A 15,965-nucleotide genomic window follows, 5' to 3' on the forward strand; every position below is an offset into this window, starting at 1 on the left:
CATTGCTAGGTTTTAGTGAATAAAGTTAATAATGGGTATAATAAATAAGCAGGTTTTTTAACAGCATAGCATGTGAAAATAAATTTGAAAGGGGAAATAGAAATGAAGGAAAAAGTTGTTCTTGCGTATTCAGGAGGTCTTGACACATCTATAATAATTCCATGGCTAAAGGAGAACTACGACCTGGATATAGTGGCAGCATGCATAAACGTAGGACAGGAAGACGACATGGAGCAGGTTGAGAAGAAGGCCATAAAATCAGGCGCAGTCAAGGTATACGTTGAAAACGTGGTTGAGGAGTTCGTAAAGGACTATGTGTTCCCGTCAATAAAGGCAAATGCCGTATATGAAGACAAGTATCTTATGGGAACTTCAATAGCAAGACCGCTAATAGCCAAAAAGCTTGTTGAGATAGCAAAGAAAGAGGGAGCGAAGTATATAGCTCACGGCTGCACGGGAAAAGGAAACGACCAGGTTAGATTCGAAACTACAATGGCGGCGCTTGCTCCCGAAATAAAGGTAATAGCCCCTTGGAGAATATGGGACATAGAGTCAAGAGAAGACGCGATAGACTATGCAAATGCAAAGGGCATAGAAATACCTGTAACTAAGGAAAAGATATATTCAAGGGACATGAACCTTATGCATATAAGCCACGAAGGCGGAGCAATAGAAGATCCAAAGAATGAGCAGCCACAGGATCTCTACCTTATGACAAGAACTCTTGAAGAGGCAAAGGATGAGCCTACTTATGTAGAAATATACTTTGAAAAAGGAATACCAACAAAGCTTGATGGAAAAGAGCTAAGCCCTGCATCGCTGCTTGCCGAGCTAAACAAGATTGGCGGAGAAAATGGAATAGGCGTTACAGACATACTTGAGAACAGACTTGTAGGTATGAAATCAAGAGGAATATATGAGACTCCTGGTGCTACTATACTAATGAGCGCACACAAGGATCTTGAGCACCTTTGCCTTGATAAGATGACGTATCAGTACAAGCAGATGATCTCTCTAAAATATGCGGAGCTTGTATACAACGGCACATGGTTCTGCAGCCTCAAGGAGGCAATGGACGCCTTCATAGACAAGACACAGGAGACAGTTACAGGCTGGGTTAAGCTCAAGCTTTACAAGGGCAACATTGTATTTGCAGGAATGGATTCTCCTTACGCGCTCTACGAGCACAGCATATCTTCATTTGGAGCGAGCGATTTCTACAACCAGAAGGATGCAACAGGCTTCATCAACCTGTTCAATCTGCCATTCAAGATAGAAGCCATGATGAAAAGCAAGGATGAAAAATAAAAAGGTGGTTATACGATATGAAGCTATGGGGTGGAAGATTTAAACAAGAAGAGAGCAAGCTGATGGAGGACTTCAACAGTTCGCTTTCATTCGACAAGAGGCTCTATAGAGAGGATGTAAAAGGCAGCATAGCCCATGTCAGCATGCTCGTAAAATCAGGAATACTCAAGAAGGAAGAGGGCAAGGTTATATCAGACGGCCTTGCCGGACTTCTGGAAGACATAGAAGCTGGCAGGCTTGAAATAGGCGGAGACTATGAAGATATCCACTCTTTCATGGAGTCAAACCTTATAAAGAGGATAGGCGATCTTGGAAAGAAGCTGCACACTGCAAGATCGAGAAACGACCAGGTAGCAGTAGATATGAGGATGTTTGCAAAGGATAATGCAAAAATGCTCGAAGGCGAGCTCCAGGAGCTGCTTGATACAATCAAAAAGCTTGCGGATGCCAACAACGTCATAATGCCAGGCTACACTCACCTTCAAAGGGCACAGGTTGTTACATTCAAGCATCACATGATGGCATATTACAGTATGTTCTCGCGTGACAAGAAAAGGATAGCGAATGCTATCGAGATTCTTGACGAAAGCCCGCTTGGATGCTGCGCGCTTGCCGGCACGACATACGACATTGACAGAAAGCACACGGCCAAGGAGCTGGGTTTCAAAAAGCCGGTAGAAAACTTCATGGACGGAGTGAGCGACAGGGATTACCTGCTTGAGCTGTGCTCTTGCTTTTCGATAATAATGATGCATATGAGCAGACTCAGCGAAGAGCTCATACTCTGGAGCAGCCAGGAGTTCAAGTTCATAAACATGTCAGACGAGTTTTCAACAGGCAGCAGCATAATGCCTCAGAAGAAAAATCCGGACGCAGCCGAGCTGATAAGAGGAAAGACCGGCAGGGTGTATGGAAGCCTTATATCGCTCCTTACAACTATAAAAGGCTTGCCGCTTGCATACAACAAGGACATGCAGGAGGACAAGGAGCAATTCTTTGATTCGCTTGACACTGTGACAGCATGCATAAGAGTTATGAGCGGTATGCTCTCGACTCTCAAGGTCAACAGTGAAAACATGAAAAAAGCTGTAAAGTACGGATTCCTCAACGCAACCGAGGTTGCAGACTACCTTGTAAACAAAGGAGTGGCCTTCAGGGATGCGCACGGCATAGTGGGCGAAATAGTAATATACTGCGAGGACAAGGGATGTGCAATAGAGGAACTCTCTCTTGACGAGTTCAAAAGATTCAATCCGGTGTTCGAAAACGACATATTCGAATTCATAGACTACGACAACATATTGAAAAAAGGCATAAAAAAATATCTCTAGAACGAAAAGAAAATGAAGGTTTATCGCCTTCATTTTCTTTTCATGCTTGATTTTATGTCGTTTTTTATATATCATTGTTATGTTATTTTAATATGAATATATGAGAATGTGTCTTAGCCGTCGCATTTATAAGGCGTGGCTTACAATAAACGGGAGGGAATCTTAATGCGAGATTACAAACAAGACGTCGTAGAACTCTTGGCTTCAAAAATAGATCAGTTGGACAAGGCAGAGATAGGCGAACTTATAGAAGTGCCGCCGAACAAGGAAATGGGAGATTACGCATTCCCATGCTTCAAACTGGCAAAGGTTTTCAAAAAGGCTCCAAACATGATAGCGGAAGACATTGCGCAGCTGCTTGAAAAAAACGAGACTATTGAAAAGGTAATGCCTGCAGGCGGATACGTCAACTTTTTCGTAAACAAGGCATCCATGGCGGAAAGCGTAATTAGCGAAGTGCTTTCCAAGGGCGACTGCTACGGAAACAGCGACTACGGCAAGGGAAAGACTGTGATAGTAGAGTTTTCTTCGCCAAACATCGCAAAGCCTTTCCACATAGGACACATAAGAAGCACTGTGATAGGCAACTCGATATACAAGCTCTACAAGGCTATGGGCTATGATGCTGTAACTATAAACCATCTTGGAGACTACGGCACGCAGTTTGGAAAGCTCATAGTGGCCATAAAAAGATGGGGTGACCTGGAAGTAATACAGCAAAATCCTATACAGGAGCTGCTCAAGATATATATCAGATTCCATGACGAGGCGGAAAACGAGCCTGCCCTTGAAGACGAGGCTAGAGCATGGTTTAAGAAGCTCGAGGGGAAAGACGCGGAGGCTGTCCAGCTTTGGCAGTGGATCAGGGACGTTTCGCTCCAGGAGTTCAACAGGGTATACGGGATGCTTGGCATAAGCTTTGACTCGTACGCCGGCGAGAGCTTCTATTCGGACAAGATGGACAAGGTAGTCAATATTATGGAGGAAAAAGGGCTCCTTAAAAAGTCTGAAGGGGCTGACATAATAGACCTTGAAGAGTATTCCATGCCGCCTGCTATAATAAGAAAGAGCGACGGCTCAACTCTTTATATAACAAGGGATATAGCTGCGGCAGTTTACAGGAAGGAGCACTATGATTTCTACAAGAACATATACGTAGTCGCTTCCCAGCAGAATCTTCACTTCAAACAGTGGATAAAAGTGCTTGAGCTGATGGGCTGCGGATGGGCGGGAGACTGCGTGCACGTGCCTTTCGGGCTTGTAAGCCTTGAAGAGGGAACTCTTGCAACAAGGAAGGGAAGAGTGGTGTTCCTTGAGGACGTGCTTAGCAAAGCGGTAGAAAAGACAATGGAAATAATAAGGGAGAAAAACCCGGATATAGACAATGTTGAGGAAGTGGCAAGACAGGTTGGAATAGGAGCTGTCATATTCCAGGAGCTCTACAACAACAGGATAAAGGACTATGTGTTCTCGTTCGACAAGACGCTTTCTTTCGAAGGCGAGACAGGACCTTACGTGCAGTATACTCACGCGAGGGCGTGCTCAGTGCTGAGAAAGGCGGGTGCGTATGACTCTTCAGCAGTGGATTTCAGCGTACTTACAGGTGAAGATGAATTCAGCGTCATCAAGGAACTTGAGAGGCTTCCTGGAGCGATAGAAGACGCATGTGCCAAAAACGAGCCACATATAGTCTCAAGGTATGTTATGGACCTTGCGAAGGCATTCAATAAGTTCTACCACAACAACCAGATAATAATAGATGACCAGAAAATCAAGAATTCAAGGCTGGCTCTTGTTGACGCAACAAGGCAGACAATCAAAAATTCACTAGCTCTGCTTGGGGTGCAATCGCCAGACAGAATGTAGTGATGCCATGCAGACTAAGATAATAAAATCTATTGAAAGCGCATTTTGCATAGACGATGAATATTCGAGAGACCTGTTGAAGCTGGCTGCCAAGTCGCTTGCCACAGACGAGACGGCAGGCTGTACAGTTTTTGATTCTTCAAGGTTTAAATGTGAGCAGATATACTACAAGTTTTATGGCGTTCAGCCAAGAAAGCTTGAATACGCCATTTTGCCCATGATACCATTGATAGCGGCAAACAAGAAAACAAGGGGGCTTTTCGCAGAAGAGCTCTCAGGCATAAAGGCTGCGAGCAGCGACAAGGTCAAACCTTCGGATATTCAAATCGCATACTTGCTCTTAGCATTTTCATATGAGAGTATGCTGAAAAACAAAAAGCTGGAGTTGGCCAAGCTGACCGGGGGAATGCGGAATATGCTTTTTGATTACAGCGAAAGGCCAAAAGGCACTTTGGAAATAATAGCCTTTGAAAAATCAAGGATATATGCAATACAAAAAATAGACAGGCTGCAAAGGAAAGACAGGGAAGGCATAAGCGAAAAGACCCCGATAGACGGGCTCATGCAGGTGCTGTTTCAGCTTTTCGTAGAAGACTGCGAAGAAAATGATGCCGAGCTTTCAAGCCTCAAAGGCTTTTATGCAGGAGCCCTTGGCATGAACGGAACATTTGAAGGCGGCAGCTTTATAAAAAGCCTCTGTGAATACGTATACAAGCTCAGAGAGGGATTGATTAAGAAAGAAGGCTTCAGCAATGTTGTTTGTGATCCAAGAAGCCTTGTGCTGCTAAAGGAAGGCGAATGCTCAGAAGATCCGATACTGGGAAGGGTATGTGCAAAATCAGTCCGTCTGGACGGCGATGTACTAAGCATAAGACTGGATGCAAAGTCGGGTGAATATGCCTTCAAGTTTAAAAGAAAGCAGTAGCTTAAAGCGCCAGAAGCAAGAGACACAAAAAGGACCTTCAATGAAGGTCCTTTACTTTTGGGTTTATTTTTCCAGAAACCGCAAAAATTCATCCTGAGAGGAATTAGTCAGAAAGCAGAGTTCTTCTATTATATTTTTCCTCAAATTTGAAAATTCATCCAGCTTAGTGTTCTCATATGTAAATTCAAGGGATTTGAGTATCAAGAGAAGGTCACGCTTTGAGATATTTTCTATAGAGAGCTCGTCAAATGGTTCCATAAAATGTTTCACTCCTTTGGCTGCATCGACCCGGTGGCAGAATGCTTATTCACAATAAATATTCTACCATAAACTCGATGCCTTTTGTAATTGTAAGACATAAAATTATAAGAATTATAAGAATTTCGACCCTGGATTTAAAAAAAGGCCTCCTTAGAATTAATCGCTCACTCTAAAGAGGCCTTTTTAATATATATTTATTTTGCTGATGTGACGTCTGCTTTTCCGTATGCTTTTTTGAGTATGTCAGCAAGCTCTGTAACCAGAGGCATTCTTGGATTTGCAGGAGTGCATTGGTCCTCGAAGGCCTTGTCAGCAAGCTCATCTACCTTTGAAAAGAATTCCTTTTCACCTATGTTACAGTCTTTTATTGTCATTGGGATGTTGACTTCATTCATTAGGTCTTTAACTGCTGCTATAAGCGACTTGACGCCTTCTTCGGCAGTAGCTGCTTTTAGGCCGAGAGCTTTGGCTATCTGCGCGTATCTCTTATCTGCTACGAATTCCTTGTATTTAGGGAAGGCTGCAAACTTAGTAGGCATGGAAGCGTTGTACTCTATTACGTGAGGCATGAGTACTGCATTCGCCCTTCCGTGAGGTATGTGGAATTCTGCTCCCAGCTTGTGAGCCAGCGAGTGGTTTATTCCAAGGAAAGCATTAGTGAACGCCATTCCAGCCATGCAAGAGGCGTTGTGCATTTTTTCCCTGGCCTCTCTGTCGCTGCCGTCTCTGTAAGCCTTTGGCAGATATTCGAATACCAGCTCGATGGCTTTTACAGCAAGGGCGTCAGTAAAATCTGTAGCTAGCACGGACACGTATGCCTCTATTGCGTGAGTCAGTACATCAAGCCCTGTATCTGCTGTAACACTTGGCGGAACAGTCATGACAAAGTCAGGATCAAGTATAGCCACATCAGGAGTTAGCTGATAGTCGGCAAGCGGATATTTCATATTGTTTTTCTTGTCTGAAATTACTGCAAAAGCCGTAACCTCTGAGCCAGTTCCCGAAGTGGTAGGTATTGCTATCATTTTGGCATGATTTCCAAGAGTAGGGAACTTGAAGGTCTTCTTTCTTATATCAAGGAACTTGAGCCTCAGACCATCAAAGCTTGTTTCAGGGTGTTCATAGAACAGCCACATTCCCTTGGCAGCATCCATCGCCGAACCACCGCCCAAGGCTATTATAGTGTCAGGCTTGAATTTTCTCATAAGCTCTGCTCCGGCCATTACAGTTTCAACGCTTGGATCAGGCTCGACATCCGAGAATATTTTTATGGTTACAGGATTCGTTCTTTTTCTCAGGTGGTACATAACTTTTTCAACGTATCCAAGGTCAAACATCATCTTGTCAGTAACTATGACAACTCTCTCTATATCCTCCATTGCCGAAAGGTATTGAACAGAACCGAATTCATGGAATATCTTCTCAGGTATCTTGAACCACTGCATGTTCACTCTTCTCTTCGCCACCTTTTTGATGTTAATAAGATTTGCTGCTGAAACGTTGTCCGTAGTGGAGTTATTGCCCATAGAGCCGCAGCCCAGAGTTAGAGAAGGTATTTTGTTGTTGTAAAGGTCTCCTATGGCTCCGTGAGTGGAAGGAGCATTGACTACAAGTCTTCCAACCCTGACCTTCATGCTGAAATCAAGTATAACATCGTCGTTGTTCGAGTGGATGACAGCAGAGTGTCCAAGACCACCTAACTCTGTCATTTCAACTGCACGCTGTATACCGTCCATGCTGTTTTTAACCTTAAAGCAAGCAATTACAGGACTTAGCTTTTCGCGGGAAAGCGGATTTTCAGGTCCTACACCGTCTAGCTCTGCAACAAGAATCTTAGTGTCTTCGGGAACGCTGATTCCGGCCAAGCTGGCTATCTTATAGGCACTTTGTCCGACAATAGCCGCATTTACAGCCGTTTTATCGGCATTTAAAACTGCAGACTCAAGTTTGGCTATCTCATCTTTTTTGACGAAGTAGCACTTGTAATGTTTCATGAGATTTACAGCTTCGTTGTATACATCCTCATCTATTATTACAGCCTGCTCAGACGCACATATCATTCCGTTGTCGAATGTTTTTGAAAGTATAAGGTCTGTAACCGCCTGTCTAATGTCCGCGCTCTTTTCTATGTAGCATGGCACGTTTCCGGCGCCAACGCCAAGTGCCGGCTTGCCTGAAGAGTAGGCAGACTTGACCATTCCAGGGCCTCCGGTTGCAAGTATAAGAGATACGCCGCTGTGTTTCATAAGCTGATTAGAGGCTTCGATTGAAGGTTCTTCTATCCACTGTATGCAGTTTGCAGGTGCTCCGGCCTTTATGGCCGCATCCCTTACAGTCCTGGCAGCCTCAACAGAGCATTTCTGGGCTGAAGGGTGGAAGCTGAATATTATTGGATTCCTTGTCTTCATAGATATTATTGATTTGAACATTGTAGTCGATGTTGGGTTTGTGACAGGAGTCACGCCTGCTATTACCCCTATAGGCTCAGCAATATGAGTGAAGCCTTCCTCCTCGTTTTCATAAACAACGCCAACAGTCTTGTCGTCTTTTATGCTGTTATATATATATTCTGTAGCGAAAAGGTTCTTTGTCATTTTGTCTTCGTATATTCCCCGGCCTGTCTCTTCGACAGCCATCTTTGCCAGGCTCATGTGGGAATCAACTCCAGCTAGAGCCATGTTCTTAACAATTTTGTCGACCGCACTTTGGTCCAGTTTCAAAAATTCATCTCTAGCTTTAGTAGCATTTTTTACAAGTAAATCGATGCTCGCTTTTACAGCTTCAGTGTCATTTTTTATGTTATTATCGACACCGCTAGCTTTTTTTTCGTTAGCCATAACAATACCCCCTGAAAGTTTGATAGTAATTTAACTAATTGATTGAATTAATGATACTATCATTACGACATATTGTCAACACAAATAAAGCCTAAATAAACAGAGTATTGTAAAAACAACAGTTAAATAGTATGTCACATTGAATAGATATAAATAAACAAGGGAATGCATTGGATATTTTTTCACAATTGTTTTTTATTTTGTACACGGCAAAACAAGCATGCCGTTGAATTAAAGAACATATGAGTTGAGGCAATGGCAACATCTGTGTAAATTTATTATGCACACGTTATACAGCAGAAAGAGCGGTTCTCATTAAAATGCATAAAAAAGAGAACATCATTAGAATCACAGATGTTCTCACAACTAATGCATATTTATTTTTCGAATTTACTGTTCAACGTATCCAGCGCTTCTCGTGTAGGTGCCGATATTATCTCCGCTGTCGGTGTCGTATACGTAACCTCTAACTGTAGCACCGCTAAATTCGTCAGATATGTCGTTGTAAATGTCTTCCATGAAATTTTCTATTTGGCTGTTGCTTAGATCAGCCCATTCATCCTGATAAGTGCCAAGATCAACACGGACATTGAATCTGATACTGTCCTCGTTTCCAGTGAGGTCGATCGTGAGATCTATATTGCTAAAATTGTTGTCATAGTCGTCGTTTATAGTATCCTCAAGATTATTCAAGTCATCTTCAAAGTTTGAAGAGTCTGTCGATACATTGCCTCTGGAATCAACTGTGAATTCCACCACATTATCATTACTGTCGCTGTCCTCGATGTAGCCTTCGATGTCGGCGTCTTCGAATTCATCGAGTATGTCATCAACTATGTCCTGAAGATAGTCTTCGATATCGGAGTTTGAAAGGGCATCCCATTCGGTCGAGTATGTGCCGCCGTCAAAACCTATCTCAACCTGGATGTCGTCCTCATCGCCATCAAGGCTGATGTCGAATTCGATGTCCTCGAAATCGGAGTAATCATCTTGTAATTGATCTTCAAGATCGTTCAAATCGTCACGTGATGATTCGGCATCATCAAGCTGTTCCTTAAGATCTTCGATTTGTGCTTTAAGTCTTGTGATTTCAGCATTTTGCTGAATAATTGTGTTGTTTAGAACCGCAACATTTGAACCAGGCTTGTCAGTAATAGTTACTGTAGAAGTAGCTCCGTCCCAACCCACATTCTTGCCCAGGATTTCAGAAAGGGCTCTGACTGGAACGTATGTACTGTCATTCATTATGAAAGGCTCAAGTGGCATCTGTACCTGAGTTCCGTTGGCGACTATCTTCAAATCACGATACCATGCATCAACCGTCTTTTTCATCACAGAGGCGTGCGAATACTGAGCTATCGGCAGTATCATTATGCTGAGCATTACAACAAATGCAATCACCATTTTTTTGCTTTTAAACGTTTTAAACAAATTAATCCCTCCTGTTATTTTGCAAACTAACATCACAACTAGTGTCCATTTTTAAATATTTTATTATTATACCCATAAAAAGTGATAAATCTGTGATGAATAATAATTTTTTTAAAATATTTTAATAGAAGCCATGTTCGCATGGAAAGCTGGCAAATGTAGGATTGCGGACAGACAACAAAAAAAGGCATCTGAGACTTTATGAAATCTCTGATGCCTTTTTTTCTTGGTCGGAGTGACAGGACTTGAACCTGCGACCCCTTGACCCCCAGTCAAGTGCGCTACCACCTGCGCTACACCCCGATAGTTTCTTTTGATGCATATACATATTATAAGCATTAAGGTTTATTTTGTAAATAGAAAAAGAAAACAGGGGAAACTCATTTGCTTTTGGGTATATAAACAAGAAGATATTTGGGTGTTCTGCCATGAGCATGTAAAGGAGTGATGACATGGTAAAGGGCGCAATATATATTATGGCAGCAGCGTTTTGCTTGTTTGCTGTCACGCTTGTGGCGGATTTAATGAGCGGACTTTATGAAAAAAAGCTTTGGGCAGCTACAGAAAAGCCTCCGTTTGGCTATTATGACAGCAGTGCGGCTTCTGAATATCAAAAGACATATCAGCTAAGCACCGATATTTCTGATTTTTCAAAGAAGGCTTCATTGCTTAAGGTTGATCTTGAAAACATTGCGAGCGTGGCGGAAAGAGCGGCAACTCAAGAAAGCGCCAAAGCGCAGGAGGAGCCTGTCAAGGCGATGACAAGCAGCCAGTATCTTAAAGTGGACCTTTCGCAAACGAGCGGATACACAAAAAGTGATATAGACAAGCTTATTGAAGGAACATCGCTTGAGGGCCTGGGAGAATATGTGATAGCGGCAGAGCACCTGCATGGAGTTAATGCGCTTTTTATTATTTCAGTGGCGCAACATGAGTCGCAATATGGGCAATCAAAAATTTCCAGAATGAAAAACAACCTGTTTGGCATAGGTGCGTATGATGCGACACCATATAGAAGCGCAAAGAGATTTGCGTCAAAGCAGGAAAGTATAATGAAATTCGCCAGCATAATAAGCACAGGGTACTTCTCGAAGGGAGCCCTGAGTGTAGAGCGGATAGGGGCAAAATACGCTTCTGACAAGAATTGGGCGGCAGCAGTTGCTTCGCTTATGCATAAGAACGCCGTGCGAATAGAGCTTGAATCAGGATTTTAGACAGCTATCTGTTGATACTCTTTATGAATTGGCTCTGCTCAAGTTGATTCTTGTACTCTATTATCTTGTCGAGCTCGTTCTCCGCGGAACTTAACTCTGTTGAGAGTGAATCAAGCTCGGATTTCAATGTCTTGTTTTCAGCTTCAAGCTTTTCGCATTTTTGGAGCAGCGCTGCATTGCTTTGTTTTAGTCTGTAATACCTTGAGCCTGTCTCGATGTAGAGCAGAGAGCTAGCCAACAGCAGGGATATGAGAAGCGAAATCGAAAGAAATCCTACAAGTTGATTTACCTGGAGGCTTCTGGGGCGACCGCTTATAGAGTAAAAATATATTGAGATTTTTTCGCTTATGAGTCTGTCTTTTATCTTCTTCATAAAACCCACCTCTTCAAAATAGTTGCTTAATTAATATTTAGCCACAGAAGACGTTTTTTAATCAAATATAGATAATATCGGGAGGCAACATATGATAAAAAATGACAAGGTTAAGATGGGATACCAAAAGATAATAAGCATGGGCAACACGACAATAATATCAAAGGAGTGCAGAATAGTCGGCAATATCTCGGGAAGCTGTGATATTAACGTGGCAGGTGAAGTGTATGGAGATGTGACTACAGAGCGCAGCGTCATTACCGAGGAGAACTCCATAATTCGAGGGGACATTAAGAGTACGGGTGCATTCATAAAAGGCGAGGTTAGAGGCAGCATAAGAGTGGATGGAAACTTGATAATAGGGGATACAGCAAGGGTTGAAGGAGACATAGAGTACAGGAGCATGTCAATTGAAAAAGGAGCTTTTTTCAGCGGGAAAAGCAGCGTTATAGACGAAGATTCTAAAAAAGAATAGAAAAGTATATTGAAAGAACCTCCAATATAAAAAAAAGGCTGCTGAGTCATCAGCAGCCTTTGCCATATCCAAATTCAATTTAAAATGATGCAGCCTTTTGAAGGGCATCCGATGTTACAAGAGAGTTCTCAACAATTAGTATTCCTATTGCGGAAGATACATTTATTGAGCCGTATATGTCGGTTATGTATCCTGCTTTGCTGTTTTTATATTCAAGATGGAGTTCTTCTATGAATTTCACTATGTTTTGTCTCTCGGCATTTTGGATGTAAGGGGTGTTAACGCTTCTTATGCCTGAAAAACTCTTGAAGTGATCATGAAGCTTGTTCTCGTATGAAAGATGTTCGCGCAGCTTGTCATGGAAATACTCCCTGTTGTGGTGAGGAAGGCAGAAAAAGTCTGAAAGAAAATGAGTTACTATGCCAAGTCTGAGTGAAAAAGCATCTATCGAAAGCTGGTTTTCATACAGGCCGCCCGCTATGTAGTTTTTCTATCTGGTCTATAACAAAATCAAAGCTCTGTTCTTTGTAGTGCTTCTTTACAGCCAGCGAAGGCCATATATCGGGCATCATGTTACCGAGTGAAAGAAGTTTTTTGTTAAGTGATATGCCAAGCCTGTTTTCTATATTGTCGCTCATGTGAGCCGATATTATGCTGTGGGTTTGTGCTAGCAACTTACCACCCTCTTTTCTTATAGTTGTATGGATTAAAATTGCCTGTACCTATAATTTTACTTCAATAAAAATAAAACTGCAAGTTAAAAACAATTGAATTCTGAATTTTTGTGCTTCTCAGTCAAGGGATTCACAGCTTCTCGTTCTGCAAATCATTGGATTGCAGGCAATGCGGAATAATATGGATATGATTTTTTTTTTATGTTAATATATACAGTGATTGAAGTGCTCAGATTGAAAAAGTTTGACTCGCAAGAGCCGGGCCAGAGGTGATATTAAATGAAGGTGGTCATAGCTTCTCTTAATTCTAAATACATACACACAAATCTTGCAATAAGGTACCTGAAGGAATTTTGCGGCGGAATAGAAGGCGTTCAAATTGAAATAGCCGAGTACACTATAAATATGGACAAGGACCGGATACTCAGAGGGCTTTTCGACAAAAATGCCGACGTTGTGTGTTTTTCATGTTATATATGGAACATCGAATCAACTCTTGAATTGGCTGAAAACTTAAAAAAGGTGGCTCCCGGAGTGAAGGTTATTCTTGGTGGGCCGGAGGTGTCGTTCGAGTCGAAGCAAATAATGGAAGAATGCGGCAGTATTGACTTTGTCGTCTCGGGCGAAGGGGAGTTGACGCTGAGCGAGCTCCTGACTGGCATTATGCATGGCTCTGATTTGTCTGCGATAGAAGGCTTGACCTTCAGGATGGCAAACGGGGTGGTGCAAAATGGCGCCAGATGTCCCATGGAGTCATTAGACTCTGTTGGAAGCCCTTATTTAAGCGGCACAATGGAGGAGTTCAAGGACAAGATAGTATACTATGAAAGCTCACGAGGCTGCCCTTTCAGCTGTCAGTACTGCATGTCGTCCATAGAAAGGGGCGTCAGGTATTTTGACATCAGCAGGGTCAAGCGCGAGCTCAAGATATTCCTTGATGCAGGCATAAAGCAGGTCAAGTTCATAGACAGGACTTTCAATGCAAGCGTCAAAAGGGCTGCTCAGATACTCAGGTATCTAATGGAAAACGACAATGGCTATACGAACTTCCACTTCGAGGTGGCTGCGCACACAATAGACGAGGAGCTGCTTGGCATATTCAAGAATGCAAGGAAAGGGCTCTTCCAGATAGAAATAGGCATACAATCGCTCAATCGCGACACTTTAAGGGAGATAGGCAGAGGACAGAATTTCGAAAGGATAAGGAATGTCGTAACTGAAATTGCAAAGGCGGGCAGGGTCCATCAGCATGTGGATCTCATAGCTGGCTTGCCGCATGAGAGTTTCGAGAGCTTTCGCGATTCGTTCAACGGTGTATTTGACCTGGGCGCAGACAATATTCAGCTTGGATTTTTGAAGCTGCTCAAGGGAGCTCCTATAAGCAGAAGCGAAAAGCTAAGGGAACACGGCTACGTCTACAGGGCGAATCCTCCCTATGAGGTTTTGCAGAACAAATATATCAGCTTCGAGCAGCTTGCGAGGCTAAAGGAAATGGAGGAGCTCCTCGAGCTCTACTGGAATTCCCATAAATTCACCCAGGCCTGCAGTTACATCATAGCAAGCTTGTATACGGGCGACGCGTTCAAATTTTTCATGGAGTACGCAGAGTACTGGCACGATAAAGGCTATTATGAAATTGGTCACTCCAGGGACTGTTTTTACAGGCTGCTGCTCGAATTTTGCAAGCACAAGGATTTTGGACGGACAGACACGGTAAGAGAACTGCTTAGATTTGACTATCTGAGCATGGCAAAGACCTCACGTGTGCCGGATTTCATGGCGGGAACAGCCTCTGACGAGTTCGGGGAATGGCGACTTGAGTTGCTTCGAGACGAAGCCAGGCTCGCTGGCATAATCCCGGAATATGACAGAAGCGAGCACAGGAGCTTTGCAAGAAGGGTGCATATCGAGCAGTTCGCATGCGATATTGAAGCCTTGGTTGAATCGCCAAATTCAATGGCGGGCAAGAGCCGTCAGGCGGCGCTGTTCGTATATCCCAAGGCCAACTCCGGGGGAGACACTAAAATATATTTCATAAACTTGGACTGATTGGAGAGTACAGATGAAATCTAGAATTGAAAAATATCTCATAGAAATGACAAAGGAAATCTCTTTCATCACCATAAAAAAAAGCGAGGAGCTTTCGTTGAGCGGCTACAGCGTTCCGGAAGAAGGCCTAGACGTCCCGGTGCTTACAAGCGAGCTTTCAGAGCTTATAAAAAGCGGCAAGGCCATAAAGGGCATAAGCGCTGCGTCGATAATAAAAGGGATTGTCTACATGATAGGAATTGACCCCCAGTTTCCGAGCAATGCAGAGTACAAGAAAATGCTGGATGTGCTGGGCGACGACATAAACGGATATATACAAATGCAGGGAATTAATCTTGCGAATGCAGGCAGCTTCAAAGAGTCAGCCGTATTCTTCAAGGCGTTGTTGGAGCTTGATGAAAAAAATATAAACGGGATATATAACTACGCGCTGGTTTGCCAGGATCTCTCGAAGGACTATCCTCAAAGGGGTGAAACAAATATTGCAGGCGACTATTCGAAAGAAGCCAAAGCTGCATTTGAGTTGCTTGTTGAGGAGTATCCTGATTTTGCAAAAGGCTACTACAATCTTGGGTTTTACTATTTCAGAGCCGGTGACTATGTCAAGGCAAAGGAAACATGGCAGACGGCAATAGACAAGGGCATAGATGACGAGCTGCTAGGCGAGATAGAAGAGCTGCTTGGAGTTTGCAGCGATAAATTCGACATTCAAGATGGCATCGGCATGGTTCTTGAAGGAGACCCGCAGAGCGGTCTTGAAATGCTGCTGCCGCATGTAAACAAACACGGAGGCGACTGGAAGCTGCTATTTTTCACAGGGCTTGCCTATAGGCAGCTTGGTGAAGTAGAAGAAGCAAAGCTGTATTTTGGAGACATACTAAAGCTGGACCCAAACAATGCAGATGCCATGGTTGAGCTTGGACTCTGCAGCGCAGTCAATGGCGAATTGGATGATTCGCTTTCCTATTTTGAAAAAGCTCTCGGGCTGCGTCCCGATAATCCGGAAATACTCTGCAACATAGGCATGACGCATCTGAGCAGGGGAGATCTGCAAAAGGCAAGAGCGTATATTCTAAAGTCATACAAGATAGACCCGCAGGATGAAATCACTTTAGAGTGCATCAAGGAGCTTGAAAGGCATGAAAAAAAATAATGCGGAGAATGTTTTGGAAAAAGGACAACCTTATTGCAAGGATGTCCTTTTATATTTGCATTAATCGG

At 43.1% G+C, this 15,965-nt stretch carries 14 protein-coding genes, 1 tRNA gene and 1 pseudogene; 8 read left to right on the top strand and 8 right to left on the bottom strand.

The annotated features are described in order from the left end of the window. Nucleotides 1-102 precede the first annotated feature (102 nt). From EAL2_RS04530 to EAL2_RS04545, 4 genes are all read left to right on the top strand, one after another. A complete protein-coding gene (locus EAL2_RS04530; RefSeq protein ID WP_025435221.1) occupies nt 103-1,308 on the top strand; it encodes an argininosuccinate synthase in 1,206 nt (401 codons plus the stop codon). Between the two features lie 17 nt (nt 1,309-1,325). Further along, complete coding sequence (gene argH, locus EAL2_RS04535) at nt 1,326-2,639, top strand: argininosuccinate lyase (protein ID WP_025435222.1); 1,314 nt, start codon at nt 1,326-1,328, stop codon at nt 2,637-2,639. A 165-nt stretch (nt 2,640-2,804) separates the two neighbouring features. Then, nucleotides 2,805-4,505 carry an arginine--tRNA ligase gene (argS, locus tag EAL2_RS04540; RefSeq protein ID WP_025435223.1) on the top strand — a complete coding sequence of 567 codons (1,701 nt, stop codon included), beginning with the start codon at nt 2,805-2,807 and terminating at the stop codon, nt 4,503-4,505. Nucleotides 4,506-4,512: 7 nt separating this feature from the next. After that, entirely contained in the window at nt 4,513-5,430 is a 918-nt protein-coding gene (locus EAL2_RS04545) for a hypothetical protein (RefSeq protein ID WP_025435224.1), read from the top strand. 63 nt (nt 5,431-5,493) lie between these two features. On the opposite strand, the gene EAL2_RS04550 is transcribed toward EAL2_RS04545, so the two are convergent. The 4 genes from EAL2_RS04550 to EAL2_RS04565 all read right to left on the bottom strand — a co-directional run bounded on the left by EAL2_RS04550 (nt 5,494) and on the right by EAL2_RS04565 (nt 10,262). Further along, nucleotides 5,494-5,688 (bottom strand): hypothetical protein, encoded by a 195-nt coding sequence (locus EAL2_RS04550; protein WP_025435225.1) that lies wholly within the window; start codon nt 5,686-5,688, stop codon nt 5,494-5,496. A gap of 197 nt (nt 5,689-5,885) precedes the next feature. Then, a complete protein-coding gene (adhE, locus tag EAL2_RS04555) occupies nt 5,886-8,528 on the bottom strand; it encodes a bifunctional acetaldehyde-CoA/alcohol dehydrogenase (RefSeq protein ID WP_025435226.1) in 2,643 nt (880 codons plus the stop codon). 390 nt (nt 8,529-8,918) lie between these two features. Beyond that, nucleotides 8,919-9,959 carry a copper amine oxidase N-terminal domain-containing protein gene (locus EAL2_RS04560; protein WP_025435227.1) on the bottom strand — a complete coding sequence of 347 codons (1,041 nt, stop codon included), beginning with the start codon at nt 9,957-9,959 and terminating at the stop codon, nt 8,919-8,921. 227 nt (nt 9,960-10,186) lie between these two features. Continuing rightward, nucleotides 10,187-10,262, bottom strand: a tRNA-Pro gene (locus tag EAL2_RS04565). A gap of 149 nt (nt 10,263-10,411) precedes the next feature. On the opposite strand from EAL2_RS04565, the gene EAL2_RS14725 reads away from it, so the two are divergent. Beyond that, on the top strand, nt 10,412-11,173 hold the full coding sequence (locus EAL2_RS14725; RefSeq protein WP_025435228.1) for a glucosaminidase domain-containing protein: 762 nt from the start codon (nt 10,412-10,414) through the stop codon (nt 11,171-11,173). Between the two features lie 4 nt (nt 11,174-11,177). Here the strand turns inward: EAL2_RS14725 and EAL2_RS04575 are convergent, their stop codons facing one another. Beyond that, nucleotides 11,178-11,546, bottom strand: coding sequence for a hypothetical protein (locus tag EAL2_RS04575; RefSeq protein WP_025435229.1), 369 nt, complete (start codon nt 11,544-11,546; stop codon nt 11,178-11,180). A gap of 91 nt (nt 11,547-11,637) precedes the next feature. On the opposite strand from EAL2_RS04575, the gene EAL2_RS04580 reads away from it, so the two are divergent. Continuing rightward, nucleotides 11,638-12,021 carry a bactofilin family protein gene (locus tag EAL2_RS04580; RefSeq protein ID WP_025435230.1) on the top strand — a complete coding sequence of 128 codons (384 nt, stop codon included), beginning with the start codon at nt 11,638-11,640 and terminating at the stop codon, nt 12,019-12,021. A gap of 79 nt (nt 12,022-12,100) precedes the next feature. Here EAL2_RS04580 and EAL2_RS16080 read toward each other — a convergent pair whose 3' ends face one another. The 3 genes and pseudogenes from EAL2_RS16080 to EAL2_RS15810 all read right to left on the bottom strand — a co-directional run bounded on the left by EAL2_RS16080 (nt 12,101) and on the right by EAL2_RS15810 (nt 12,695). Further along, nucleotides 12,101-12,262 (bottom strand): hypothetical protein, encoded by a 162-nt coding sequence (locus EAL2_RS16080; protein WP_242842516.1) that lies wholly within the window; start codon nt 12,260-12,262, stop codon nt 12,101-12,103. Nucleotides 12,263-12,277: 15 nt separating this feature from the next. After that, a pseudogene (locus EAL2_RS16085) lies at nt 12,278-12,502 on the bottom strand (zinc dependent phospholipase C family protein); the annotation flags it as partial. Continuing rightward, nucleotides 12,483-12,695, bottom strand: coding sequence for a zinc dependent phospholipase C family protein (locus tag EAL2_RS15810; protein WP_025435231.1), 213 nt, complete (start codon nt 12,693-12,695; stop codon nt 12,483-12,485). The pseudogene EAL2_RS16085 and the gene EAL2_RS15810, both read right to left, overlap by 20 nt. Before the next feature lie 279 nt (nt 12,696-12,974). Between EAL2_RS15810 and EAL2_RS04590 the strand changes: the two genes are divergently transcribed. After that, complete coding sequence (locus tag EAL2_RS04590) at nt 12,975-14,744, top strand: B12-binding domain-containing radical SAM protein (RefSeq protein WP_025435232.1); 1,770 nt, start codon at nt 12,975-12,977, stop codon at nt 14,742-14,744. 13 nt (nt 14,745-14,757) lie between these two features. Continuing rightward, nucleotides 14,758-15,897: a tetratricopeptide repeat protein gene (locus tag EAL2_RS04595; RefSeq protein WP_025435233.1), complete on the top strand. Its 1,140-nt coding sequence runs from the start codon at nt 14,758-14,760 to the stop codon at nt 15,895-15,897. The last annotated feature ends 68 nt before the right edge of the window (nt 15,898-15,965 follow it).

Origin of the sequence: Peptoclostridium acidaminophilum DSM 3953 (assembly GCF_000597865.1) — a bacterium.
Lineage (GTDB): Bacteria > Bacillota > Clostridia > Peptostreptococcales > Peptostreptococcaceae > Peptoclostridium_A > Peptoclostridium_A acidaminophilum.

Excerpts from the sequence above, each read along its gene's own strand:
- EAL2_RS04530 (WP_025435221.1), top strand. The coding sequence starts at position 103 with ATGAAGGAAAAAGTTGTTCTTGCGTATTCAGGAGGTCTTGACACATCT.
- argH (WP_025435222.1), top strand. The coding sequence starts at position 1,326 with ATGAAGCTATGGGGTGGAAGATTTAAACAAGAAGAGAGCAAGCTGATG.
- argS (WP_025435223.1), top strand. The coding sequence starts at position 2,805 with ATGCGAGATTACAAACAAGACGTCGTAGAACTCTTGGCTTCAAAAATA.
- EAL2_RS04545 (WP_025435224.1), top strand. The coding sequence starts at position 4,513 with ATGCAGACTAAGATAATAAAATCTATTGAAAGCGCATTTTGCATAGAC.
- EAL2_RS04550 (WP_025435225.1), bottom strand. The coding sequence starts at position 5,688 with ATGGAACCATTTGACGAGCTCTCTATAGAAAATATCTCAAAGCGTGAC.
- adhE (WP_025435226.1), bottom strand. The coding sequence starts at position 8,528 with ATGGCTAACGAAAAAAAAGCTAGCGGTGTCGATAATAACATAAAAAAT.
- EAL2_RS14725 (WP_025435228.1), top strand. The coding sequence starts at position 10,412 with ATGGTAAAGGGCGCAATATATATTATGGCAGCAGCGTTTTGCTTGTTT.
- EAL2_RS04575 (WP_025435229.1), bottom strand. The coding sequence starts at position 11,546 with ATGAAGAAGATAAAAGACAGACTCATAAGCGAAAAAATCTCAATATAT.
- EAL2_RS04580 (WP_025435230.1), top strand. The coding sequence starts at position 11,638 with ATGATAAAAAATGACAAGGTTAAGATGGGATACCAAAAGATAATAAGC.
- EAL2_RS04590 (WP_025435232.1), top strand. The coding sequence starts at position 12,975 with ATGAAGGTGGTCATAGCTTCTCTTAATTCTAAATACATACACACAAAT.
- EAL2_RS04595 (WP_025435233.1), top strand. The coding sequence starts at position 14,758 with ATGAAATCTAGAATTGAAAAATATCTCATAGAAATGACAAAGGAAATC.